The 23,344-nt window shown below is 67.7% G+C and carries 23 protein-coding genes and 1 riboswitch; of the genes, 17 read left to right on the top strand and 6 right to left on the bottom strand.

The features are described 5' to 3' along the window. From GX543_RS06820 to ribD, 3 genes are all read left to right on the top strand, one after another. On the top strand, positions 1-1,097 hold a 1,097-nt coding region (locus tag GX543_RS06820), incomplete at its 5' end, for an RsmB/NOP family class I SAM-dependent RNA methyltransferase (RefSeq protein WP_290850802.1). Between the two features lie 26 nt (positions 1,098-1,123). Further along, positions 1,124-1,828, top strand: a complete 705-nt coding sequence (rpe, locus tag GX543_RS06825) for a ribulose-phosphate 3-epimerase (RefSeq protein WP_290850804.1) — start codon at positions 1,124-1,126, stop codon at positions 1,826-1,828. A gap of 22 nt (positions 1,829-1,850) precedes the next feature. Continuing rightward, entirely contained in the window at positions 1,851-2,846 is a 996-nt protein-coding gene (gene ribD, locus GX543_RS06830; RefSeq protein WP_290850829.1) for a bifunctional diaminohydroxyphosphoribosylaminopyrimidine deaminase/5-amino-6-(5-phosphoribosylamino)uracil reductase RibD, read from the top strand. Between the two features lie 11 nt (positions 2,847-2,857). Here the strand turns inward: ribD and GX543_RS06835 are convergent, their stop codons facing one another. Next, a complete protein-coding gene (locus tag GX543_RS06835) occupies positions 2,858-3,097 on the bottom strand; it encodes a LapA family protein (protein WP_290850806.1) in 240 nt (79 codons plus the stop codon). Positions 3,098-3,220: 123 nt separating this feature from the next. Next, a riboswitch (FMN riboswitch) is annotated at positions 3,221-3,373 on the top strand. Positions 3,374-3,426: 53 nt separating this feature from the next. Between GX543_RS06835 and GX543_RS06840 the strand changes: the two genes are divergently transcribed. From GX543_RS06840 to GX543_RS06855, 4 genes are read left to right on the top strand one after another with little or no spacing between them, the layout of a single operon-like run. After that, positions 3,427-4,074 carry a riboflavin synthase gene (locus GX543_RS06840; protein ID WP_290850807.1) on the top strand — a complete coding sequence of 216 codons (648 nt, stop codon included), beginning with the start codon at positions 3,427-3,429 and terminating at the stop codon, positions 4,072-4,074. Next, a complete protein-coding gene (locus tag GX543_RS06845; RefSeq protein ID WP_290850830.1) occupies positions 4,067-5,368 on the top strand; it encodes a bifunctional 3,4-dihydroxy-2-butanone-4-phosphate synthase/GTP cyclohydrolase II in 1,302 nt (433 codons plus the stop codon). Before GX543_RS06840 ends, GX543_RS06845 begins: the two co-directional genes overlap by 8 nt. Further along, positions 5,365-5,832 carry a 6,7-dimethyl-8-ribityllumazine synthase gene (gene ribH / locus GX543_RS06850; RefSeq protein WP_290850808.1) on the top strand — a complete coding sequence of 156 codons (468 nt, stop codon included), beginning with the start codon at positions 5,365-5,367 and terminating at the stop codon, positions 5,830-5,832. The genes GX543_RS06845 and ribH overlap by 4 nt, the downstream gene beginning before the upstream one ends. Continuing rightward, complete coding sequence (locus tag GX543_RS06855) at positions 5,832-6,311, top strand: PH domain-containing protein (RefSeq protein WP_290850810.1); 480 nt, start codon at positions 5,832-5,834, stop codon at positions 6,309-6,311. The genes ribH and GX543_RS06855 overlap by 1 nt, the downstream gene beginning before the upstream one ends. A 23-nt stretch (positions 6,312-6,334) precedes the next feature. Here the strand turns inward: GX543_RS06855 and GX543_RS06860 are convergent, their stop codons facing one another. Next, positions 6,335-7,162 (bottom strand): hypothetical protein, encoded by an 828-nt coding sequence (locus GX543_RS06860; RefSeq protein ID WP_290850815.1) that lies wholly within the window; start codon positions 7,160-7,162, stop codon positions 6,335-6,337. Positions 7,163-7,213: 51 nt separating this feature from the next. Here GX543_RS06860 and uvrC point away from each other — a divergent pair, with 51 nt between their 5' ends. The 10 genes from uvrC to ppc all read left to right on the top strand — a co-directional run bounded on the left by uvrC (position 7,214) and on the right by ppc (position 20,458). After that, positions 7,214-9,178, top strand: coding sequence for an excinuclease ABC subunit UvrC (gene uvrC / locus GX543_RS06865; protein WP_290850816.1), 1,965 nt, complete (start codon positions 7,214-7,216; stop codon positions 9,176-9,178). Beyond that, complete coding sequence (rapZ, locus tag GX543_RS06870; protein WP_290850817.1) at positions 9,175-10,071, top strand: RNase adapter RapZ; 897 nt, start codon at positions 9,175-9,177, stop codon at positions 10,069-10,071. The genes uvrC and rapZ overlap by 4 nt, the downstream gene beginning before the upstream one ends. Continuing rightward, positions 10,068-11,096, top strand: coding sequence for a uridine diphosphate-N-acetylglucosamine-binding protein YvcK (gene yvcK, locus GX543_RS06875; protein WP_290850818.1), 1,029 nt, complete (start codon positions 10,068-10,070; stop codon positions 11,094-11,096). Before rapZ ends, yvcK begins: the two co-directional genes overlap by 4 nt. 106 nt (positions 11,097-11,202) lie before the next feature. After that, positions 11,203-12,186 carry a DNA-binding protein WhiA gene (gene whiA, locus GX543_RS06880; RefSeq protein ID WP_290850819.1) on the top strand — a complete coding sequence of 328 codons (984 nt, stop codon included), beginning with the start codon at positions 11,203-11,205 and terminating at the stop codon, positions 12,184-12,186. A 143-nt stretch (positions 12,187-12,329) separates the two neighbouring features. After that, on the top strand, positions 12,330-13,349 hold the full coding sequence (gene gap / locus GX543_RS06885; RefSeq protein ID WP_290850820.1) for a type I glyceraldehyde-3-phosphate dehydrogenase: 1,020 nt from the start codon (positions 12,330-12,332) through the stop codon (positions 13,347-13,349). Positions 13,350-13,354: 5 nt separating this feature from the next. Continuing rightward, entirely contained in the window at positions 13,355-14,572 is a 1,218-nt protein-coding gene (locus GX543_RS06890; protein WP_290850821.1) for a phosphoglycerate kinase, read from the top strand. Beyond that, entirely contained in the window at positions 14,569-15,354 is a 786-nt protein-coding gene (tpiA, locus tag GX543_RS06895) for a triose-phosphate isomerase (RefSeq protein WP_290850822.1), read from the top strand. Before GX543_RS06890 ends, tpiA begins: the two co-directional genes overlap by 4 nt. Before the next feature lie 163 nt (positions 15,355-15,517). Next, the gene (secG, locus tag GX543_RS06900; RefSeq protein ID WP_290850823.1) at positions 15,518-15,751 is read left to right on the top strand and encodes a preprotein translocase subunit SecG; all 234 of its coding nucleotides are present in this window, start codon (positions 15,518-15,520) and stop codon (positions 15,749-15,751) included. Positions 15,752-15,828: 77 nt separating this feature from the next. Next, positions 15,829-17,541, top strand: a complete 1,713-nt coding sequence (locus GX543_RS06905; RefSeq protein WP_290850825.1) for a cation:proton antiporter family protein — start codon at positions 15,829-15,831, stop codon at positions 17,539-17,541. A gap of 121 nt (positions 17,542-17,662) precedes the next feature. Continuing rightward, positions 17,663-20,458: a phosphoenolpyruvate carboxylase gene (ppc, locus tag GX543_RS06910; protein ID WP_290850832.1), complete on the top strand. Its 2,796-nt coding sequence runs from the start codon at positions 17,663-17,665 to the stop codon at positions 20,456-20,458. A gap of 6 nt (positions 20,459-20,464) precedes the next feature. On the opposite strand, the gene ehuA is transcribed toward ppc, so the two are convergent. The 4 genes from ehuA to GX543_RS06930 form a co-directional block, all read right to left on the bottom strand. Further along, complete coding sequence (gene ehuA / locus GX543_RS06915; protein ID WP_290850834.1) at positions 20,465-21,220, bottom strand: ectoine/hydroxyectoine ABC transporter ATP-binding protein EhuA; 756 nt, start codon at positions 21,218-21,220, stop codon at positions 20,465-20,467. A gap of 28 nt (positions 21,221-21,248) precedes the next feature. Beyond that, a complete protein-coding gene (gene ehuD / locus GX543_RS06920; RefSeq protein WP_290850836.1) occupies positions 21,249-21,857 on the bottom strand; it encodes an ectoine/hydroxyectoine ABC transporter permease subunit EhuD in 609 nt (202 codons plus the stop codon). Between the two features lie 32 nt (positions 21,858-21,889). Continuing rightward, the gene (ehuC, locus tag GX543_RS06925; protein ID WP_290850827.1) at positions 21,890-22,618 is read right to left on the bottom strand and encodes an ectoine/hydroxyectoine ABC transporter permease subunit EhuC; all 729 of its coding nucleotides are present in this window, start codon (positions 22,616-22,618) and stop codon (positions 21,890-21,892) included. A gap of 17 nt (positions 22,619-22,635) precedes the next feature. Further along, the coding region (locus GX543_RS06930) for a transporter substrate-binding domain-containing protein (protein ID WP_290850828.1) at positions 22,636-23,344 on the bottom strand (709 nt) is incomplete at its 5' end.

Here is a 23,344-nt window from a genome sequence, read left to right on the forward strand (position 1 = left end):
CCTATCAGCTGCTCCGCACCCGCATCGGTTCGCACGCCGCCGTCTCGACGTCGGTGGACATCGCCCGCGCCGAGAACGGCATGGGGCCGTCGGGCTTCGTCAACGCGGTGCTCCGCAAGGTCAGTCAGCGCGACGAACAGCTCTGGATCGACGAGTTGGCGCCGTCCATGATGGAGGACCGCATCGGGAACCTCGCATTCACCTACGCGCACCCGCGATGGATCGCGGAGGTCTTCTACGAGGCACTCGGCCGCTCCACCGGTGAGCTGCAGGCCGCGCTGGCCGCCGACGACGATCGCCCCATCGTCCACCTGGTGGCCCGCCCGGGACAGATCACGGGGGAGGAACTCGCCCTCATCAGCGGAGGCGACGAAGGCCGCTACTCGCCGTACTGCGTGTACCTCCCCGAAGGTGACCCGGGGCGGCTCGACGCCGTCCGCGAGGGCTTCGCGGGCGTCCAGGACGAGGGCAGCCAGTTGGTGGCGCTCGCTCTCACCCGCGCGGATGTCGCCGACGACTCCGGTCGGTGGCTCGACCTGTGCGCGGGTCCCGGAGGGAAGGCGTCGCTGCTCGGCTCGCTGGCAGGCTTGGCCGGCGCTCGACTGGACGCCGTCGAGATCTCCGAGCACCGGGCGGAACTCATCGAGAAAGTGGTCGACGGTCTCCCGGTCGACGTGCACGTCGCCGACGGTCGTGACTCCGGCCTGGAGCCCGGCTTCGACCGCGTGCTCGTCGACGCGCCGTGCTCCGGTCTCGGATCGCTCCGACGTCGTCCCGAGGCCCGCTGGCGTCGTCGACCCGACGACATCCCGGAACTGGTCGCCCTGCAGAAGCAGTTACTCACCGAAGCCCTGCGTCTGGTGAGGCCCGGAGGCGTGGTCGTGTACTCGACGTGCTCGCCGCACCTGTCCGAGACGGTCGGTGTCGTCGACGCGGTCCTGGCGGAGACCGAGGGCATCGCGCAGATCGACGCCCGCTCGCTCGTCGCAGGCGACGTCTTCGACCCGGGAACGCTCGGCGCCGGGCCGCACGTGCAGCTGTGGCCGCACCGGCAGGACACCGACGCGATGTTCGTGGCAGCGCTTCGCAAGGAGTGACGGGTCCTTCTCGTACACTCGACGCCATGTGCAACCCCGGCCGTCCGGCACCCATGATCGCCCCGTCCATCCTGTCCGCAGACTTCGCGAATCTCGCCGCCGAGATCGCTGCCGTGGGACCGTCCGACATCGATCCCGGAGTCGACTGGGTGCACGTCGACGTCATGGACAACCACTTCGTGCCGAATCTGACGCTGGGCATGCCGGTGGTCGAGAGCATTCTCAAAGCCACCGACATCCCGCTCGACTGCCACCTGATGATCGAGGATCCGGGACGCTGGGCGCCGCCGTACGCCGAAGCCGGCGCGTACAACGTCACCTTCCATGCCGAGGCGACCGACGACCCGGTCGCCGTCGGCCGCGACATCCGCGCGGCGGGCGGCAAGGCCGGACTGGCGATCAAGCCGGGCACGCCGCTGGAGCCGTACCTGGAGATCCTCAAGGACTTCGACACCCTGCTCGTGATGAGCGTGGAGCCCGGCTTCGGCGGGCAGAAGTTCATGCCCGAGGTACTCGAGAAGGTCCGCACCATCCGCAAGAAGATCGACAGCGGCGACCTGCGCCTGCTCGTCGAGATCGACGGCGGCATCAGCGCCTCCACGATCGAGCAGGCCGCGGAGGCCGGTGTCGACTGCTTCGTGGCCGGATCGGCGGTCTACGGCGGCGACGATCCGGCGGGGCGGGTGGCCGACCTGCGTCGACTCGCCACCGCAGTCCGGGACAAGCACTAGCCCGGTGCGCGTCGATGAGGTGATGCGGCGGGCGCTCGTCGCATCGGAGAGTGCGCTAGGTGTCAGTTCGCCGAATCCCCCTGTCGGCGCGGTGATTCTCGATGCCACGGGCGCGGTCGCCGGGGTGGGGCACACCCAACCGCCCGGCGGACCGCACGCCGAAGTGATGGCGTTGCGTGCGGCGGGCGACCGTGCGCGCGGCGGGACGGCCGTCGTCACGTTGGAGCCCTGCAATCACGTCGGTCGCACCGGGCCGTGCGCGCAGGCCCTGCTCGACGCGGGCGTCGTCGATGTCGTGTACGCCGTCACGGACCCGAATCCGTCGGCGGCCGGGGGAGCGGCGACGCTCCGCGCCGCGGGCGTCCGCGTGACCGCGGGGGTGCTCGATGAAGAGGCCCGCTCGGGTCCGCTGCGGTATTGGCTGCACCGCCAGCGGTACGGCCGTCCGTTCGTCACGGCGAAGATGGCCGCCACGCTCGACGGTCGCATCGCGGCCCCGGACGGGACCAGTCAGTGGATCACCGGACCGGCGTCGCGCGAGCACGCGCACCGGCAGCGGGGACGGCTCGACGCGATCGTCGTGGGAACGGGCACGGTTCTGGCCGACAACCCGTCGCTGACCGCCCGGAACCCGGACGGGACGCTGATGTCGCATCAGCCCGCCCGCGTGGTGCTGGGCAGACGTGATGTCCCCGCCGACGCGGCACTCCGTGATGGTCGCGCTCCGCTGGTTCACGTGCGCAGTCACGATCCACAGGCGGTCCTGGACGCGCTCCCGGACGCCTTGCACGTGCTCGTGGAAGGCGGACCCGCGATCATCGGCGCCTTCCTCGAGGCCGAATCGGTCGATGAACTCCACGCCTACCTGGCGCCGACGATTCTCGGCGGCGGTGCGAGCGCGGTGGTCGACCGCTCGGTCACCACGTTGACCGAGGCCCACGGCTTCCGGCGGACGGCGGTGACCGAGCTCGGCGACGACCTGCTGGTGGTGCTCGAAGCGCGGCGCCGGGATCGCTAGTCCTTGACCTGCTAGTCCTTGACCTTGCGGCTTCGGCGACCGATGAACACTCCGCAGCCGAATCCGATCAGCGCCATGATGGCCAGCGCCAGCCACAGGGGAGCCTGGAACGACACCCAGAACAGGTTCGTGCTGGTGGAGTCGCGATTCTGCGCGATGAAGACGATCGCGAGGACACCGATCACCAACGGCAGCCAGTAGCTCTTGAAGAAACGTGCGATCGGGGTGCCGGAAGTCTGCGGCGTGCTCATGGAGGGCCTTTCGTCGACCGGGATGTCCGGCGTGTCCGATTACCCTAGCGTCCGGGCGCCGGTCGTCCCGCCAGTCGGGATGGCAGATGCGCGCGCGGTTTGCAGGTCATGCTAATTTCGATAGTGAGTTCTCGGGGCGGGGTGCAATTCCCCACCGGCGGTAATGCCCTCGCAAGAGGGACGAGCCCGCGAGCGCCCGCGCATCAGTGCGGGGACGAGCAGACTTCGGTGAGATTCCGGGGCCGACGGTCATAGTCCGGATACGAGAGGACGATAGCGTGGCACCCGCCGGGCTGTCTCTCCCGAGCGCACGTTGCAAAGGAGAGACGGTGTTCACCGGAATCGTGGAGGAGCGCGGCGAGATCACCGCCCGCGACGACCTCACTGAAGCCGCGCGTTTTCGCATTCGCGGGCCGCTGGTCACCAGCGATGCATCATTCGGCGACTCGATCGCCGTCAACGGAGTCTGTCTCACCGTCACCGAACTCGGCGACGACGAGTTCACCGTCGACGTGATGGCCGAGACGCTCAGCCGCAGCTCGCTGGATCGCCTGGGCAAGGGCTCGTCAGTCAACCTCGAGCGCGCCATGGCCGCGGGGGGTCGCTTCGGCGGGCACATCGTTCAGGGGCACGTCGACGGCGTCGGACGGATTCGCGCGGTGTCGCCGAGTGAGAACTGGACGGTCGTCCGCGTCGGGATCCCCGCAGACCTGGCCCGCTACGTGGTCGAGAAGGGGTCGATCACGATCGACGGCATCTCGCTGACTGTCTCATCAGTCGGGATCAATGACGACGACGGGGACTGGCTCGAGGTATCGCTGATCCCGACGACCCTCGCCGAGACCAACCTCGGCGACGCCGCCCCCGGCGTGCGGGTGAACTTGGAAGTCGATGTCATTGCGAAGTACGTCGAGCGCCTCACCGGCGCCGTCCGCTCCGCGAATACCGATGTGGAAGGCAGTGAGCCGAATGAGTGAGGCAGGCAAGACCGAGGGTCTCGGCGAGAAGATCGTCTTCGACACCGTCGAACGCGCCATTGCCGACATCGCCGCGGGCAAGGCCGTGGTGGTGGTCGACGACGAGGACCGCGAGAACGAAGGCGACCTGATCTTCGCCGCCGAGATGGCGACCCCGGAACTGGTCGCGTTCATGGTCCGCTACACCTCCGGATACCTGTGCGTTCCGATGACCGGCGAGGACTGCGACCGTCTCGGTCTCCCGCCGATGTACTCGGTGAACCAGGACAAGCACGGCACCGCCTACACCGTCACCGTCGATGCCCGCGAGGACATCGGCACCGGCATCAGTGCGGCCGACCGCGCGACGACCATGCGAAAGCTGGCCGATTCGGCGTCCTCGGCGCACGACTTCACGCGACCCGGACACGTGGTTCCGCTGCGCGCCAAGTCGGGCGGCGTGCTTCGTCGTCCGGGCCACACCGAAGCCGCCGTCGATCTGGCGAAGGCCGCCGGGCTCTCGCCCGCAGGCGTGATCTGCGAGATCGTCAGCCAGAAAGACCCCGGCCACATGGCGCAGACGCCGGAACTGCGAGTCTTCGCCGACGAGCACGACCTCGCGCTGATCTCGATCGCCGATCTGATCTCGTGGCGACGTCACCACGAGAAGCACGTCGATCGCGTCGCCGACGCCCGAATCCCCACCGAGCACGGCACGTTCCGGGCGGTCGGCTACCAGAGCTCGTTCGACGAGGCCGAGCACGTCGCGCTGGTGATGGGCGACATCGCGGCCGACGGCGGCGAGGACGTCCTGGTCCGCGTGCACTCGGAGTGCCTCACCGGCGACGTCTTCGGTTCGCTCCGCTGCGACTGCGGTCCGCAGCTCGACGCGGCGATGGAGATGGTCGGTCGCGAAGGCCGCGGGGTGATTCTCTACATGCGCGGTCACGAGGGACGCGGCATCGGTCTGATGCACAAGCTGCAGGCCTACCAGCTGCAGGACAACGGTGCAGACACCGTGGACGCCAACCTGGAACTGGGGCTGCCCGCCGACGCCCGCGACTACGGTCTCGGCGCACAGATCCTGGTGGACCTGGGGGTGCGTTCGATGCGCCTGCTCACCAACAATCCGGCCAAGCGGGTCGGCTTGGACGGGTACGGACTGGAGATCGTCGAACGCGTGGCGATGCCGATCCGCGCGAACGCCGAGAACCTGCGCTACCTGCGAACCAAGCGGGACCGCATGGGACACGTGCTGGAGGGGTTGGACGACTTCGATGTCGACGCGGCGGACACGGCAGGAGAAGGCGCATGAGCGGATCCGGTGAACCGACCCTCGACCTGGCGGACGCGAGCGACTTGACGGTCGCCATCGTCGCCTCGCAGTGGCACGAGACCATCTGCACGGCACTGCTCGACGGCGCGGTGCGCGCCGCGGCGCACAGTGGCATCGACGACCCGACGGTCGTTCGGGTCGCGGGTGCCATCGAACTGCCGGTGATCGTGCAGGCGCTGGCCCGCACACACGATGCGGTGGTGGCGCTCGGCGTGGTGATCAAGGGCGAGACGCCCCACTTCGAGTACGTGTGCGACGCGGTGACCGTCGGCCTCACCCGAGTGTCGCTCGACGAGTCGACGCCCGTCGGCAACGGCGTCCTCACCACACTCAACGAGGCTCAGGCCATCAACCGGTCGGGGCTCCCCGGATCGTCGGAGGACAAGGGGGCCCAGGCGATGACCGCGGCACTCGCGGCGGCCCTCATCCTCAAGGACCTCTGATGAGCCTGGGATTCGGCGACGCGCAGGCGGACACCTGGGAGTTCGTCTACAAGCCGCGATGGATGCGGCAGGCGGCCTGGGTGGCCATCGCCGTCGTCATGGTGATTCACCTGACCTTCGGTTTCCTGCTCGACATCACATATACGGGCGTCAACATCGACTGGTGGGACAAGTTCTCGTTGATCGGCGTCGGGGTGCTGATCTGCGCCGTGATCCTGTTCCTCACCCGCTCGCGGGTGCGCGTCGGTCCTGACGGGATCGGGGTCCTGAACCTGGTCTCCGAGCGGGTCTTCACCTGGGACCAGATGATCGGACTCGAGTATCCCGAGAAGGGCTTCTGCGCGCGCCTGCTGTTCCCCGGCGACGAGCACATCCCGGTGATGGCGATCCAGGCCCGTGACGGCGACGCCGCGGTCGCGGCCATGAGTCGGATTCGTGAATACGGACAGAAGTACGGCGCGCGGCAGGACGCCGAATAGCGCGGACCCGCTCGAGCCGGTCCTCAAGCAGCCACGGTGATCTCGGCGGGCACGCCGAGGTCGGCGGCGCGCTCGCGCATCGCTTGGACGACGTCGGGTGCGGTGTCGCGCGGGACGGTGATGAAGAAGCTCGCCTCGGTCAACGGCCGCTGCGACGACGCGCGGCAGTGCGCGGGCGCCACGCCGTTCGGCAACAGTGCGATCAGGTCGCGGTAGGCCGCCAACGCGGTCGGGGAGTCGTCGGCATCCCATTGGAGATTGCAGTCCGCGCCCGACACGCTGAGTTGGACGAGTCCGGCCGGTTCGGATTCGACGAACGCGTCGATCGCGGTGGCGACCGGAAACGCGGAGGCGGCGGTCGTCGCGTCGACGGCGTCCGACCACAGGCGCAGGGCGACGATGGTCGGGGTCTCGACAGTCGCCGCGCGGGTGCGCTGCACCCAGTGCCGCAGCGTCGACCGATCGCCCATCCGCGGGTTGTCTGAACCGGGGATCACGAGCAGGGTGACGGCCGCCTCGCCATCCCGTGCCGAGAAGGTGACGCGGAGTCGATGTTCATCGATCCGCTCGTCGACCTGATGCGCGGCGAGTCGCTGAATCGTCGCGGTGACGTCGTCGTCGGACATTCCGTCGCGCAGCGTGATCGTCGAGTCGACCGACTCCGCACCCGGCATGGTGTTGTTGGGCCGCACGCGGAACGTCTCCACCGAGGGTTGGGTCTCCAGATAGGCTGCGTACTCATCGGCGAACGCGTTGGCGTCATTGCAGGCGACGAGTGCCGACGCGGCGACCACAGCCGCCGCGGCGACCAGTGCGCCGCGAACGCCGGATTCGCGAGGGACCGCCTTCATGGACCAACGGTAGCGGCGGGGGTGTCGGACGCGACGACTAATCTGGGAACCGTGGCTGATCCGTCGACGTACCGCCCCGCTGCGGGCACCATCCCCACCGATCCCGGTGTCTACAAGTTCCGTGATCAGCACGGCCGCGTCATCTACGTCGGCAAGGCCAAGAGCCTGCGACAGCGGCTGACCTCGTACTTCGCCGACCTCACCGGACTGCATCCGCGCACCCGGCAGATGGTCACCACGGCCGCCTCCGTGGAGTGGACCGTCGTGGGCACCGAAGTCGAAGCGCTTCAGCTCGAGTACAACTGGATCAAAGAGTTCGATCCGCGTTTCAACGTCCGCTACCGCGACGACAAGTCGTATCCGATGCTGGCCGTGACGCTGAACGAGGAGTATCCGCGCGTCTTCGTGTACCGCGGACCGCGCAAGCCGGGGGTCCGCTATTTCGGCCCGTACGCGCACGCGTGGGCGATCCGCGAGACGGTGGATCTCCTGACCCGCGTGTTCGGGGTTCGGACCTGTTCCACGGGTGTCTTCCGTCGAAGCGAACAGATCGGTCGCCCGTGCCTGCTCGGCTACATCGACAAGTGCTCGGCACCGTGCGTGGGACGCGTCTCCGCCGCGGAGCACCGGGAGATCGTCGAGGACTTCTGCGACTTCCTCGCCGGTCGGACCGATGCGCTGATCCGCAAGCTGGAGCGGGAGATGTCCACTGCCGCCGAAGAGCTCGACTTCGAGCGAGCGGCGCGCCTGCGCGACGACGTCTCCGCGCTGCGTCGCGCGATGGAGAAGCAGGCGGTCGTCCTCGGCAACGGCGTCGACGCCGACGTGATCGCACTGGTCGGCGACGAACTCGAATCGTCGGTCAAGATCTTTCACGTTCGCGACGGTCGGGTGCGGGGCGAGCGCGGCTGGGTGGTGGAGGTCCAGGAGAACGCGACGCTGGCCGACCAGGTCGGGGCCTTCCTCCTGCAGTTTTATGGCGCCGAGAGCGAGATGAGCAGCGGCATCCCGCGCGAGGTGCTGGTACCCGCACTGCCCGATGACGCGCCCGAACTGGAGAAGTGGCTCACCGAGCAACGCGGTGCCGGCGTCAGCCTCCGAGTGCCGCAGCGCGGCGACAAGCGCACCTTGATGACCACGGTGGAACTGAACGCGACCGAAGCGATGGCGCGGCACAAACTGCAGCGCGCGGGCGATCTCACCTCGCGCTCGGCCGCCCTCACCGACCTGCAGGAAGCGCTCGGTCTCGACGACGCGCCGCTGCGCATCGAGTGCATCGACATCTCGCACGTGCAGGGCACCGACGTGGTCGCCTCGCTGGTGGTCTTCGAGGACGGGATCGCCCGCAAGTCCGACTACCGGCACTACTCGATCAAGGAGGCCGCGGGCGACGGTCGCTCCGACGACGTCGCCTCGATCGCCGAGGTGACTCGCAGGCGATTCGCCCGCCATCGCGAGGGGGTGTCGACGCCGCCGACGAGCACCGGAGAGATGTCGGCCACGGAGACCGCCGCGGACGACACCGAGACCTCGCGCAAGCCGAAGAAGTTCGCCTATCCGCCGAACCTCTTCGTGGTCGACGGCGGCGCCCCGCAGGCGCACGCCGCCGCTGCGGCCCTCGACGAGCTGGGTGTCACCGACGTGGCAGTGGTGGGTCTGGCGAAACGGCTGGAAGAGGTGTGGATTCCGGGTGATGATGAGCCGGTGATCCTCCCGCGCAACAGCGAAGCGCTCTTTCTGCTTCAACGTGTGCGCGACGAGGCGCACCGCTTCGCCATCACGTTCCATCGAAGCAAGCGGAGCAAGCGGATGACGACCTCGGCGTTGGACGGCATCCCGGGTCTCGGCGCCGGGCGCAGGACCGCGCTGGTAACGCATTTCGGGTCCGTGGCGAATCTCAAGCGAGCGACCGTGGACGAGATCGCCGAAGTGAAAGGCGTCGGTCCCGCGACAGCACAGGCGGTTCGTGATGCACTCGATGACAACACCGCCGACAGGGAGGGAAACGCAAGTTGACTGATTCGGACAACCGAACCACGGTGCTGTTCGTCACCGGCATGTCCGGCGCCGGCCGGACGTCGGTGGCGAATGTGTTGGAGGACGACGGCTGGTACGTGAGCGACAACGTGCCGATGTCGCTCATCGCCGCGCTGGTCGAGATGGTTCGGAGCAGTGAGGTCGGCGCCCAGCGCATCGCGATGGTGGTGCGCGGCGGCGACCCGTCGTTCGACGCCGAGATGAAGAAGTTGCGGTCCGACCTCGAGGAGGGCGGCGCCGACACCTCGATGATCTTCGTCGACGCCTCGGACGATGTCCTGGTCCGCCGGTTCGAGCAGGTCCGCCGCCGACACCCGATGCAGGGCAACGGAACTCTCAGCGAAGGCATCGCCGCGGAGCGCGCCATCATGGATCCGGTCGCGACGGTCGCGGACAAGGTGATCGACACCTCGAACCTGAGCTCTACTCGACTGCGCTCCATCGTCGAGAACGTCTTTCCGACCGTCGCCGGTCGACGCCTGTCGATCGCCGTGCAGTCGTTCGGCTTCAAGTACGGGCTGCCCATCGACTGCGACCTGGTCGCCGACGTCCGCTTCCTCCCGAACCCGTACTGGATTCCGGAACTGCGCGAGCACAACGGACGTGAGCCGCAGGTCCGCGACTACGTGCTCGGGCAGGAGGACGCAGCGGAGTTCCTGGAGCGCTACGTGGACATCGTCGGCATCGTCGGCCGCGGCTACCTTCGCGAAGGCAAGGGATACATGACCCTCGGCGTCGGCTGCACCGGCGGCAAGCATCGCAGCGTCGCGATGTCGCAGGATCTCGCCCGGCGGCTGTCCGAGGCCGTGGACGGCGACGGCAATCTGCTTTACGACGTCGAGGTCACGCACCGAGACCTGGGGCGCGAATGACGACGGACGCCGGGCCCGAAGACTCCGGGTTCAAGAACGCCGGACTCAAAGCCGCCGCGCTCGGCGGAGGTCACGGACTCTTCAACACGCTCACCGCGCTGCGATACCTGACCGCCGACGTCACCGCGGTGGTCACGGTCGCCGACGACGGCGGATCCTCGGGCCGCATCCGGGCCGAACTCGGACAGATCCCGCCCGGCGACCTCCGCATGGCGCTGGCGGCGCTGATGGGCGCGCCGACGGCCGTAAAGGACCTGCGACGCGACGATCCCGCCGCCGCCGACCGGCACGCGCGCTGGGCACAGCTGCTTCAGCACCGGTTCGGCGGATACGGTGCGCTGGCCGGCCATCCGATCGGCAACCTCCTGCTGAGCGGTGTCGCCGAGATTACCGGCGACATGGTCTCCGCACTCGATGAACTGATGGACCTGTTCGGCGTCGACGGTCGCGTGCTGCCGATGGCCGATGTGCCGCTGGTGATCGAAGCCGACGTCTCCGGGCTGGAGTCGGATCCGCGCGTGAGCCGGGTGATCCGCGGTCAGGTCGCCGTTGCGACGACGCCGGGAAAGCCGCGTCGCGTCCGCCTGATCCCGGACGCGCCGGACGCCTGCCCGGCGGCCGTGGCGGCCATCCGGGCAGCCGATGTGGTGACCCTCGGGCCCGGCTCGTGGTTCTCGAGCGTGATCCCACATGTGCTGGTTCCGGAGCAGGTGGCGGCCTTGCGCGAGACCTCGGCCCGCAAGATGCTGTTCGTGAATCTTCAGGCCGAGCCGGGGGAGACCACCGGCTACTCGGTGGAACGCCACCTGCACGTGCTGCATGCGCACGCTTCGACGCTGCAGTTCGACGACGTCGTCGTCGACGCCTCGTCGGTGCCCGCGGGGCGCGAACGCGAGTACCTCGAACGGGCCGCCGACCGGTTCGGCGCCACGCTGCGCGTCGCCGAGCTCGCAGTCCCCGGAACGGGAGTGCACGATCCCGCCAAAACGGCCGCGACGGTGGTCGGGCTGCTGAACTCGAAATGACCGCCGGTAAGGTTGCCCGCAGACGTCTGACCGAAACCGATGCGCCGAGGTGCGCGGCGGTGTTCTCTCAGACGGGGGGATGCAAGGGGAGAGGAGACGTTTCACCGTGGCTATGACTGGAGCCGTCAAGGACGAGCTCAGCCGGTTGTCGGTAGCGCAGATCAGTGGTCGCAAGGCCGAAGTGTCGGCGCTCCTGCGGTTCGCCGGGGGACTGCAGATCGTGAACGGGCGCGTGGTGGTGGAGGCCGAGGTCGACCTCGGCAACGTCGCACGCCGCCTCAAGTACGAGATCCACGGACTGTTCGGGTACACGGCCGACGTCCACGTGCTGCGGTCGGGCGGAATGCGCAAGGGCGCCCGCTACATCGTGCGGGTGACCAAGGACGGAGAAGCGCTCGCTCGACAGACCGGCCTGCTCGACATGCGCGGCAGGCCCGTCCGCGGCCTGCCCGCGCAGGTGGTCGGCGGCAGTATCGGCGACGCCGAGGCCGCGTGGCGCGGAGCGTTCCTGGCACACGGCTCGCTCACCGAGCCCGGACGGTCGTCGTCGCTCGAGGTCAGCTGTCCCGGACCGGAAGCCGCTCTGGCATTGGTCGGTGCGGCGCGTCGACTCGGGATCGCCGCCAAGGCGCGCGAGGTGCGCGGCAGCGATCGCGTGGTCATCCGCGACGGTGAGGCGATCGGTGCGCTGCTGACGCGCATGGGCGCGCACGACACCCGACTGGTCTGGGAGGAGCGTCGGATGCGTCGCGAAGTGCGCGCGACCGCCAATCGTCTCGCCAATTTCGACGACGCGAACCTTCGCCGATCGGCTCGTGCGGCGGTCGCCGCGGCTGCCCGCGTGGAGCGGGCGCTGGCGATTCTCGGCGACGATGTTCCCGACCATCTGGTGGCCGCAGGTCGGCTGCGCGTGGAGCACCGCCAAGCGTCGCTGGAGGAGCTCGGCCAGCTCGCCGATCCGCCGATGACCAAAGACGCGGTCGCCGGCCGCATCCGTCGACTGCTGTCGATGGCCGACAAGCGGGCTCGTACGGACGGCATCCCGGACACCGAATCCGCGGTCACCGCGGAGCTTCTCGACGAGGCCTGACACCCCGGCCGAACCGCCGGGGTGACCAACACCCCAGCCCGACATGTGACCTTCCGGTGACCTCGCGGGCAGCGACGATTAGGCTGGGGGCAGCGGGCCGGCTGTGAACCGCCGGCTCTACACTCACCGCTAAGGAGCAACTTGTGACTGTTCGGGTAGGCGTCAACGGCTTCGGCCGCATCGGCCGTAACTTCTTCCGCGCCGTGGAGGCTCAGAAGGCGCTCGGAACCACCGACATCGAGATCATCGCTGTCAACGACCTGACGGACAACGCGTCGCTGGCGCACCTGCTGAAGTTCGACAGCATCCTCGGTCGCCTGCCGCAGGACGTTCGCCTGGAAGGTGACGACACCATCGTCGTCGGCGACGTCAAGATCAAGGCACTCGAGGTCAAGGAAGGCCCGGCCGCACTGCCGTGGGGTGACCTCGGCGTCGACGTCGTCGTCGAGTCGACCGGCATCTTCACCGCGCGCGCCAAGGCTCAGGGTCACCTGGACGCCGGCGCCAAGAAGGTCATCATCTCGGCTCCGGCCTCGGGTGAGGACATCACCATCGTGATGGGCGTCAACGACGACAAGTACGACGGCAGCCAGAACATCATCTCGAACGCCTCGTGCACCACCAACTGCCTCGGCCCCATGGCCAAGGTGCTGAACGACGAGTTCGGCATCGAGCAGGGTCTGATGACCACCGTGCACGCCTACACGCAGGACCAGAACCTGCAGGACGGCCCGCACTCGGACCTGCGTCGCGCCCGCGCCGCCGCGGTCAACATCGTTCCCACCGGCACCGGTGCGGCCAAGGCCATCGGCCTGGTCCTTCCGGAGCTCCTCGGCAAGCTCGACGGCTACGCCCTGCGTGTGCCGATCCCGACCGGTTCGGTCACCGACCTCACCTCGGAGCTGAAGAAGTCGGCCTCCGCCGAAGACATCAACGCTGCCTTCAAGGCCGCCGCCGAGGGCCCGCTGAAGGGCATCATGAAGTACTACGACGCGCCGATCGTCTCGAGCGACATCGTCACCGATCCGCACTCCTCGCTGATCGACGCCGGCCTCACCAAGGTCATCGGCAAGCAGGCCAAGACCGTCTCCTGGTACGACAACGAGTGGGGCTACTCCAACCGCCTCGTCGACCTCATCGGCCTCGTCGGGAAGTCGCTGTAATCACCATGGCTGTTCGTACTCTGGAAGACCTTCTGGCCGACGGAGTCGAGGGTCGCGGCGTGCTGGTGCGCTCGGACCTGAACGTTCCGCTCGACGGCGGCACGATCACCGATCCCGGCCGCATCATCGCGTCGGCGCCGACCATCGCCAAGCTCGTCGACGCCGGTGCCAAGGTCATCATCACCGCGCATCTCGGTCGCCCCAAGGGCGAGCCGGATCCGGCGCTGTCCCTGGCGCCGGTGGCCGCACGACTGTCGGAGGAGCTGGGCCGCAATGTCCAGCTCGCCGGCGACGTGGTCGGGTCCGACGCGCTCGCCCGTGCCGAGGGCCTCACCGACGGTGACGTCCTGCTGCTGGAGAACATCCGCTTCGATCCCCGCGAGACCAGCAAGGACGACGCCGACCGCACCAAGCTCGCCAAGGCGCTCGTCGAGCTGGTCGGCGACGACGGCGCGTTCGTCTCTGACGGTTTCGGTGTGGTCCATCGCAAGCAGGCGTCGGTCTACGACGTCGCCAAACTGCTCCCGTCGTACGCCGGCGGACTGGTGGCGACTGAGGTCGAGGTGCTGAAGAAGCTCACCTCCGACGCCGAGCGTCCCTACGCAGTGGTTCTGGGCGGCTCCAAGGTGTCCGACAAGCTCGGCGTCATCGAAGCCCTCGCACCCAAGGTCGACACCCTGGTGATCGGCGGCGGCATGGCCTTCACCTTCATGAAGGCACAGGGCAGCGAGGTGGGCGATTCGCTGATGCAGGAAGACATGATCGACACCTGCAAGGGACTCCTCGAGAAGTTCGGCGACGTGATCCACCTGCCGCACGACATCGTCGTCGCGAGCAAGTTCGCCGCCGATGCCGACACCAGCATCGCGATGTCGGCCGACGGCTTCGATTCCGGGATGGGCCTGGACATCGGTCCGGGCACCGTCGAGCGATTCGCCACCGTCCTGCGCAGCGCCAAGACGATCTTCTGGAACGGCCCGTCGGGTGTGTTCGAATTCGAGAAGTTCGCGGCGGGCACCCGCGGTGTCGCCGAGGCGATCGCCGAGGCCACCGCGAACGGCGCGTACAGCGTCGTCGGCGGCGGCGATTCGGCCGCAGCGGTGCGTGCGCTGGGCATCCCGGATGAGGCGTTCTCGCACATCTCGACCGGCGGCGGTGCGTCGCTGGAGTACCTGGAGGGCAAGGAACTCCCGGGTCTGGCCGTCCTGGAGGTGAACGCATGAGTAGGACTCCGCTCATCGCGGGCAACTGGAAGATGAATCTGAACCACTACGAAGCCATCGCGCTGGTTCAGAAGATCGCCTTCGCCCTGCCCGAGAAGTACTTCGACAAGGTCGATGTGACGGTGATCCCGCCGTTCACCGACATCCGGAGCGTGCAGACGATCGTCGACGGCGACAAGCTCCTGCTCACCTACGGTGCGCAGGATGTCTCCCAGCACGATTCCGGTGCCTACACCGGCGAGATCAGCGGCGCCTTCCTGGCCAAGCTGGGTTGCACCTTCGCGGTGGTCGGCCACTCGGAGCGTCGCAGCCTGCACGGCGAGACCGACGAGGTGGTGCTGGCCAAGACCAAGGCCGCGCTGCGTCACGACCTCACGCCGATCGTGTGCATCGGGGAGGGGCTCGACGTCCGCGAGGCGGGCGAGCACGTGGCGTACAACGTCGCTCAGCTCAAGGCCTCGCTGGCCGGTCTGACGAAGGCGGAGATCGCCAAGGTCGTCGTCGCCTATGAGCCCGTGTGGGCCATCGGCACCGGTCGGGTGGCGAGCGCTGCCGACGCGCAGGAGGTCTGCAAGGAAGTCCGTGGCGCCCTCGCCGAACTCGCCGATCAGGAGACCGCCGACTCGGTGCGTGTGCTGTACGGCGGATCGGTGAACGCCAAGAACGTCGGCGAGCTGATCGCTCAGTCCGACGTCGACGGTGCGCTGGTCGGCGGAGCATCGCTGAAGGCTGACGAGTTCGCTCAGCTGTCGGCGATCGCCGCCGGCGGACCGCTGCTCTAAACACGCGAACGGGTGCGTGCGGTCGTCGCCGCATCCATCGCGTAGACTGTGGCAGGTTGCCTCCCGACGGAGGCGACCTGCCACTGTTCTTTTTCTACGGATCTCTTCGTGAGGTCCCTTCCGGTGGCCGACCAGAAGCTTCGACGAACAGGACCATCCACCCGTGACTATCGCGCTCAACATCGGCTTGATCATCACCAGCCTGCTGCTGATCGTTCTGGTTCTGCTGCATCGCGCCAAGGGTGGTGGCTTGTCCTCGCTGTTCGGTGGTGGCGTCCAGTCGAGCCTGTCGGGTTCGTCGGTCGTCGAGAAGAACCTCGACCGCCTCACCGTCTTCGTCGGCATCATCTGGTTGATTCTGATCATCGGTGTCGGCCTCGACATCAAGTACTCCTGATTCGGAGTTCGACCGAACGGCCGCTGGGATCCGTCCCGGCGGCCTGTTGTTGTTGATTCGGTCGTAGGGGTGCTGATGTGACCCTTATTGCGACGTACGTCGCCATCGTCTTCGGCTGCGGGCTTGTGGCCAAGCTGGTGCGACTGCCGCCGTTGATCGGCTTCTTGGCGGCGGGCTTCATCCTCGAGGCGTCCTCGGTCGAGAAGATCACCGGACTGGACGAGCTCGCCGAGATCGGCGTGATCCTGCTGCTCTTCGCGATCGGGCTGCAGCTCGACCTCGGCTCCTTGATCAAGAAGGAGGTCTGGCTCAACGCGACGGCCCACGTCCTGGTGATGACGCTGGTCGGGGTCGGCGTGCTGTCGCTGATGACGGTGATCGGATTCATCGCGCAGGAGTCGCTGCAGGTGCTGATCGCGATCGCGATCGTGCTGTCGTTCTCCAGCACCATCGTCGCGGTCAAGGTGTTGCAGGAACGCGGAGACGAGCTCGCGCTGTACGGCCGCATCGTCATCGGCGTCCTCGTGATGCAGGACATCTTCGCGGTGGTCCTGATGTCGGCCTCGCGCGGCGAACCGCCCAGCGTCTGGGCGCTCGGCTTGGTGGTGGCGCTGCCGGTGCTCGCGTGGGCCACCAAGTACTGGTCGCGCATCGGCCACGGTGAGATGGAGATGCTCTTCGGCATCGGCATGGCGCTGATCCCGGGTTACCTGCTGTTCACCGCCGTCGGACTGTCGGGAAGCCTCGGCGCCCTGGTGATGGGCGTGCTCCTGGCGCGCCGCACCGGCGCGGAGCAGTTGTCGAACGCCCTCTTCCGCATCAAAGACCTGCTGCTGATCGGCTTCTTCGTCTCGATCGGATTCCACGGCATCCCGACGTGGGCCAATGTCGGCATCGGCCTGCTTCTGCTGCTTCTGCTGCCGATCCAGGCCCTCGTCTACTGGTTCCTGCTGTGGATGTTCGGGCTGCGGAACCGCACATCGTTGCTGGCGACCCTCGCCCTGGCGAACTACTCCGAGTTCGCCCTCATCATCGCCGAGATCGGCACCGAGGACGGGTGGCTGTCGGACAGTTGGCTGCTGACCCTGGTGATCGCCGTGTCGGGCGGCTTCATCGTCGCGGGCATCGTCAACCCGCCGGGCGTCTCGCGGATCTCGCAGTTCGCGCGGAAGCTGCCGACTCGACCGCCCGGCAAGATCCACATCGACGACCGGCCGATCGACATCGGCGACGCGGATGCGGTGGTGCTCGGCATGGGCCGGGTGGGCTCGTCGGCCTACCAGCAGTTGGTGGACGAATACGGCTACCGTGCGGTGGGCATCGAGCACGACCCGAACCGGGTCCAGGAGCTCGTGGAGCAGGGATACCACGTCCTGGAGGCCGACGCGACCGACTACGACTTCTGGACGCGGGTGGTGGTCACCGGGACCGTCAAGGTGATCATGCTGGCGATGCCCGCGCAGTACGCGAACATCGAGGCACTGCGGGAACTGCGCCGCGTCGACGACGGCAGCGCGATCGTCGCATCGGTCGCCCTGTACCGAGAGGACGTCGCCGAGCTCGAGGACATGGGCATCGACGTGGTGATCCAGCTGTACCGCGGTGCCGGCGAGGCGCTGGCCGACCGCGCGATCGCCGCGGTCAACGGTGGCACCGGTCCGTTGCCGGGCATCGCTCGCGGTCGGCACGAGCGCACCCCCGAGCCGACCGAAGACCAGGTGCGCGACCAGCGATGGACCGGCTACCGGGAGGCGCGCGTCCGCGACGACATCCGCTCCGCCGAAGACTGAACGCATACCGCGTCGCCCAGCGTGATCGACGGCGCGGACGTAGGTTGGTCGCATGGCTGCTGACGAGCTGACTCCCCAGAACGCGACTCCGGAAGCGATCGCGCGCGCCATCGCCACACCGATGGTCGAGCGCATCAGCGTCGACGACGCCGATCGTGCACTCACCGAACCGCTCCGCGACGACATCCGGTACCTCGGCGACCTGCTGGGCGGGGTGATCGCGTCGCACGCCGGCGACGAGGCCTTCACCCTGGTGGAGGACTCCCGTCGGGACGCCTTCGGCATCCGATACGCGGACGTCACGCGCGACGAGCTCGCGGACCGCTACACCGATCGCGCGGTGGCCGACTTGATGCCGGTGATCCGAGCGTTCACCAACTTCGCGCTGCTGGCCAACCTCGCCGAGGATCTGCATCGTGAGCGCCGACGCCGCATCCATCTGCGGGCGGGGGATCGGCCGCAGGCGTCGTCGTTGGCGGCCGCCTTCGGCAAGCTCGCCGACGCCGGCCTGTCCGGATCCCAGGTGATCGCCGGTCTCGGCGGGGCCCAGGTGGTTCCGGTGATCACCGCACACCCCACCGAGACCCGTCGGCGCAGTGTGTTCGACGCGCAGAATCGCATCACCGAACTGATGCGTGTGCGGGCGCGGACCGAACTGACCCCGGCCGAGGAGGCGGCGCTCGACGCCGACATCGGCAGGCAGATTCTGATGCTGTGGCAAACGGCGCTGATTCGGATGCGTCGATTGACGATCTCCGACGAGATCGTGACCGGGCTGCGGTACTACGGCGCCTCGTTCTTCGAGGTGGTGCCCGCGCTGAACAACGACGTCCGCTCGGCCCTCGCCGCCGCGTACCCGGATGTCGACTTCAGCGGCATGTCGATGATCAGCATGGGTTCGTGGATCGGCGGCGATCGGGACGGGAATCCGTTCGTCACCGCCGAGGTGGTGATGGAGGCGTCGTCGAGCGCCGCTCGCGTGGTGATGCGCCATCACCTGGGCGAGCTCGCCGCGCTGCATCAGGAACTGAGCATGTCCACGCGCCTGGTGGCGCCCGTCTCGGCCGCGCTGGTCGCGCTCGGCGCGGGGTTCGCTCCGGATGCGGAGCCCGGCCGCACCGACGACGAGCCGTTCCGGTCGGCCGTCACCGCGATCCGCTCGCGGGTCCTGGCTCGTGCGCTCGTCACGCTCGGCGACGACTTCGTCGACCCGGGGGAGCGGGAATTGGCGACGGCCTCGGAACCCTATGCCGACGCCGATGCGTTCTCCGCGGATCTCGACGTGATCGACGACGCGCTGCGCACCGTCTCCGACGCATCGATCGCCGACGATCGGCTCGGCGCTCTCCGAGAAGCGGTCCGCACCTTCGGCTTTCATCTGTCGGGGCTCGACATGCGGCAGAACTCCGACACGCATGCCGAGGTCGTCGCCGAACTGCTGGCGTGGGCGGGCGTCTGTCCCGACTACGGTGCGCTCGACGAGCAGGCGCGCATCGATCTGCTAACCGGGGAGCTGACCTCGCGCCGACCGTTGACCTCGCCGGACGCCGAGCTCAGTGAGCTCGCGGTCAAGGAACTCGGCGTGGTGCACGCTGCGGCCGGTGCTGTCGACCGGTTCGGTCGCCACGCGGTCCCCACCTACATCATCAGCATGTGCCAGTCGGTCTCGGACATGCTCGAGGCGATGATTCTGCTGAAGGAAGCGGGCCTCTACCGACTCGGCGACGACGGCGCACCCTCGTGCAGCGTCCGCGTGGTCCCCTTGTTCGAGACCATCGAGGATCTGCGGGACGGGGCCGCGACGATGACCGCGACCCTCTCGTTGGGCTTCTATCGGGATCTGGTGCGGGCGCAGGGCGACACCCAGGAGGTGATGCTCGGCTACTCCGACTCCAACAAGGACGGCGGGTACCTGGCCGCGAACTGGGCGCTGTATCGCGCAGAACTCGATCTGGTGGCGGCGGCGCGCGACGCCGGCGTCCGGCTTCAGCTGTTCCACGGCCGGGGCGGGACCGTCGGGCGCGGTGGCGGCCCAAGCTACGACGCCATTCTGGCGCAGCCGCCCGGGGCGGTCCAGGGCGCCCTCCGGCTCACCGAGCAGGGCGAGATCATCGCCGCCAAGTACGCCGAGCCGGTGAGCGCGCGACGCAACCTGGAGTCGCTCCTCGCGGCGACCATCGAGTCGACCCTGCTGGACACCGAAGGTCTCGGTGACGACCCGGCGGCGGCGTACGCGGACTTCGACGAACTCGCCGAGCTGGCGCGGCGGTCGTACAGCGCGCTGGTGCACCAGACCCCCGGGTTCGTCAAGTACTTCACCGCCTCGACGCCGCTGTCTGAGATCGGCGCGCTCAACATCGGCAGCAGACCGACGTCGCGCAAGCAGACCACGGCGATCTCCGACCTGCGGGCCATCCCGTGGGTGCTGTCGTGGACGCAGTGCCGGGTGATGCTGCCCGGATGGTACGGCGTCGGCAGCGCTGTGGAGCAGTGGGTCGGCACCGATGCCGAACGTCTGGACAAGCTCCGCGACTACTACCAGAACTGGCCGTTCTTCCGTTCCGTGATGTCGAACATGGCCCAGGTGCTCGCGAAGTCCGACATGGGTCTGGCACACCGGTATGCGGCCTTGGTCGACGACGAGGAGCTTCGGAACCGAGTGTTCTCGATGATCGTCGCCGAGCACGAGCGGACGATCGCGATGTACGCGAAGATCACCGGCACCTCTGATCTCCTCGCCGACAACGCGGCCCTCAAACGGTCGGTGTACAACCGCTTCCCGTATCTGGAGCCGCTCAATCTGCTTCAGGTGGAACTGCTCAAGCGCTTCCGCGCGGGCGAGGACTCGCCGCTGATCCGCCGCGGAATTCAGTTGACGATGAACGGATTGGCGACCGCGTTGCGGAACAGCGGCTGAGCGGTCTCACAGCACGGCGCGCAGAAAGTCCTTGGTCCGCTGTTCGCGGGGGTTCTCGAAGATCTGGTCCGCGGTCCCGGCCTCGGCGATCTTGCCCGCGTCGAACATCATCACTCGGTCGGAGACCTCCCGGGCGAACCGCATCTCGTGGGTCACGATCAGCATGGTGATGTCGGTGGTGGTGGCGATGTCGCGGAGCACGGCGAGGACCCCGTCGACCAACTCCGGGTCGAGGGCCGACGTGACCTCGTCGAGCAGCATCACCTGCGGACTCATCGCCAGGCAGCGGGCGATCGCGACACGCTGCTGCTGACCGCCCGACAACTGGCTGGGATGAGCCGACTCCTTGTCGCTGAGCCCGACCATCTCGAGCAGGCTGCGGGCCTGCCCGACGGCCTCGTCCCGGCTCTGCCCGAGCACCTGGATCGGCGCTTCGGTGATGTTCTGCAGCACGGTCATGTTCGGGAACAGATTGAACTGCTGAAACACCATGCCGATGCTCTTGCGCACCTCGCGGAGGTGCTTCTCGGTCGCGGGCACCAGTCGGCCGCCCCGATAGCGGTGGGTGAGGGGTTGCCCCGCCACCCAGATCGCGCCGTCGGTCACTTTCTCGAGGGTCATCAGCAGCCGAAGGATGGTGGTCTTGCCGGATCCGCTGGGCCCGATCAGAGTGACCTTCTCACCCCGTCCGACGGTGAAGTCGAGGTGGTCGAGAATCGTGTGGTCGCCGTACCGCTTGACCACGCGGTCGAACCGGATCATCTGGTCCCGGAAGTCGTCCGGGGGAGTCTTATCCATGCGCAAGGCGCTTCTCCAATTGTCGGATCAGGACCGAGGTCGGGTAGCTCGCGACGAGGAAGAAGACGCCGGCCAGGGTGAACGCTTCGAGGTAGGCGAAATGTGCGGCACCGTACCGCTGGGCCTCCGTCACCAACTCCACCACGGTGATGGTGAACAGATACGGGGTGTCTTTGAGCATCGACACCGCGTTGTTGCCGAGGGCGGGCAGTGAGTTCCTGACGACCTGCGGAATGATGACGGCGCGCCAGGTTCGTTGCGGCGGCAGCGACAGCGCCCGGGCAGCCTCCCACTGTCCCTTCGGGACCTCCTCGATACCCGCCCGATAGACCTCGGCCATGTAGGTCGAGTAGTGAACGCCGAGGACCGCGACACCGATGGTCAGTGCGGTGACGCCGGGAAGCAGGGCGTAGACGAACAACAGTTGGACGACCATCGGCGTCAGCCGAACGAACTCGGCCGCAGCGTGGACCGGCATCGAGACCCAGCGGGGAGCGGATCGCCGGATCACGGCGATCCCCAGGCCGAGGATCGCGGCGACGACGAAGCCGATCAGCGTGGCAAGCAGCGTGACCTGGAACCCGTCCCACAGATAGGGCATCGCGTCGTCTGCACGTTGCCAGCTCCACTCGATCACAGCGATCCACCTCCCGGCAGGCTCGACTGCGGCCGGAAACTGAGCAGTTCACGCAGGGTGGGACCACGCCCCAGTCGGTGTTTGGCCCGAGCCTCGGCGAGGTTGATCACCAGGGTGACGATATACGCGAGGATCAGGTACAGCACGAGGCCGATGCCGAACGCGAAGAGCGTGTCGCCGGTGGATCGCTGGAGGTCGACGATTCCGGCGGTGAGGTCCTGGAGCGTGATGAACGACGCGAACGCCGTGCCCTTCAACAAGTGGATCAGCAGATTCCCCAGGGACGGGATCATCATCGCCCAGGCCTGCGGGAACACGATCCGCGTGAGGCGATGCCAGGGACTGAAATTCAACGCCACCGCCGCCTCGGTCTGGGCGGTGGGCACGGCGTTGAGGGCGCCGCGAACCACCTCGGCGCCGTACGCGCCGTAGTTGAGGCCGAGGGCCAGGATGCCGCACAGCACCGGGTCGAGCTGGTAGCCGAACAGCGGCAGCACGTAGAACAGCCAGAAGAGCTGGACCACCAGAGACGTGCCGCGAAAGAACTCGATCAGCACGCGCGCCACGAATCGGATGGGCAGGGATCGGACGCGGACGATCGTGCCCAGACCCAGTGCGAGCACAAAGGCCAGCAGCCCGCCGCCCGCCGTCAATTCCAGGGTGATGACGATGCCCCGCCCGAGCTCGGGCAGGGCATCGACGAGTTCGTCGAGGTTGTGGTTCACCTAGTTCGTTGACCCGCTCACTCGGCGTTGCAGAGCTGCTCGGTGGTCAGCTTCGGATCGGGCAGATTCTCGAGGGTGAATCCGAACGGTCCCAGAATCCGGAGATACTCGGCGGGGTCCGCCAGGATCTTCTTGACCTCGGCGTTGTAGGCATCGCGCAGCGAGGTGTCCTGCTTGCGGAACACGGTGGCGCCCGCGGGATTCTGCGGCTTGCCGTCGATCACCGCGATGAACGGCTTCGTCACCTCGACGTCGAGCCCCGGGGTGTTGGCCTTCGCGTAGTTGAGGGAGACCGCGGTGAGCGCGAAGACATCGGCGCGACCGGAGTTCACCGCGTCGATGCCGGACTGCTGGTCCTTCACGAGCATGGGGTCGGGAATTGCGAGCTGCGTCGCGTAGTCGGCCTCGATCGCTCCGGTCATGGCGGCCATCTTGGCGCCGGAATTCTTGATGGAGTCCATGTCGGAGAGCTGTTTCGGATTGCCGGGCTGCACCATCAGCGCGGTGGTGTAGTTGATCTCGGGGACGCTGAAGGCGGCCTGGCCGCACCGTTCGGGCGTGATCGACATGCCTGCGCTCACCAGGTCGTAGCGTTTGGCGTTCAAGCCGGGGATCAGTCCGCCCCAGTCGGTCTTGACGCCCTTGAGATCATCGACTCCGAGGCGTTTGAAGACCTCACGGTGCAGGGCGATGGTGCCGCCGGTCACCTCGCCGTCCTTCTCGAAG

It is taken from the genome of Gordonia sp. (in: high G+C Gram-positive bacteria) (assembly GCF_012515855.1).
Taxonomy (GTDB): Bacteria; Actinomycetota; Actinomycetes; order Mycobacteriales; family Mycobacteriaceae; genus Gordonia.

Bases quoted from the DNA above. Each gene is read 5' to 3' on its own strand.
- rpe (WP_290850804.1), top strand. From the start codon at position 1,124: ATGTGCAACCCCGGCCGTCCGGCACCCATGATCGCCCCGTCCATCCTG.
- ribD (WP_290850829.1), top strand. From the start codon at position 1,851: ATGCGGCGGGCGCTCGTCGCATCGGAGAGTGCGCTAGGTGTCAGTTCG.
- GX543_RS06835 (WP_290850806.1), bottom strand. From the start codon at position 3,097: ATGAGCACGCCGCAGACTTCCGGCACCCCGATCGCACGTTTCTTCAAG.
- GX543_RS06845 (WP_290850830.1), top strand. From the start codon at position 4,067: ATGAGTGAGGCAGGCAAGACCGAGGGTCTCGGCGAGAAGATCGTCTTC.
- ribH (WP_290850808.1), top strand. From the start codon at position 5,365: ATGAGCGGATCCGGTGAACCGACCCTCGACCTGGCGGACGCGAGCGAC.
- GX543_RS06855 (WP_290850810.1), top strand. From the start codon at position 5,832: ATGAGCCTGGGATTCGGCGACGCGCAGGCGGACACCTGGGAGTTCGTC.
- GX543_RS06860 (WP_290850815.1), bottom strand. From the start codon at position 7,162: ATGAAGGCGGTCCCTCGCGAATCCGGCGTTCGCGGCGCACTGGTCGCC.
- yvcK (WP_290850818.1), top strand. From the start codon at position 10,068: ATGACGACGGACGCCGGGCCCGAAGACTCCGGGTTCAAGAACGCCGGA.
- GX543_RS06890 (WP_290850821.1), top strand. From the start codon at position 13,355: ATGGCTGTTCGTACTCTGGAAGACCTTCTGGCCGACGGAGTCGAGGGT.
- tpiA (WP_290850822.1), top strand. From the start codon at position 14,569: ATGAGTAGGACTCCGCTCATCGCGGGCAACTGGAAGATGAATCTGAAC.
- ppc (WP_290850832.1), top strand. From the start codon at position 17,663: ATGGTCGAGCGCATCAGCGTCGACGACGCCGATCGTGCACTCACCGAA.
- ehuA (WP_290850834.1), bottom strand. From the start codon at position 21,220: ATGATCCGGTTCGACCGCGTGGTCAAGCGGTACGGCGACCACACGATT.
- ehuD (WP_290850836.1), bottom strand. From the start codon at position 21,857: ATGCCCTATCTGTGGGACGGGTTCCAGGTCACGCTGCTTGCCACGCTG.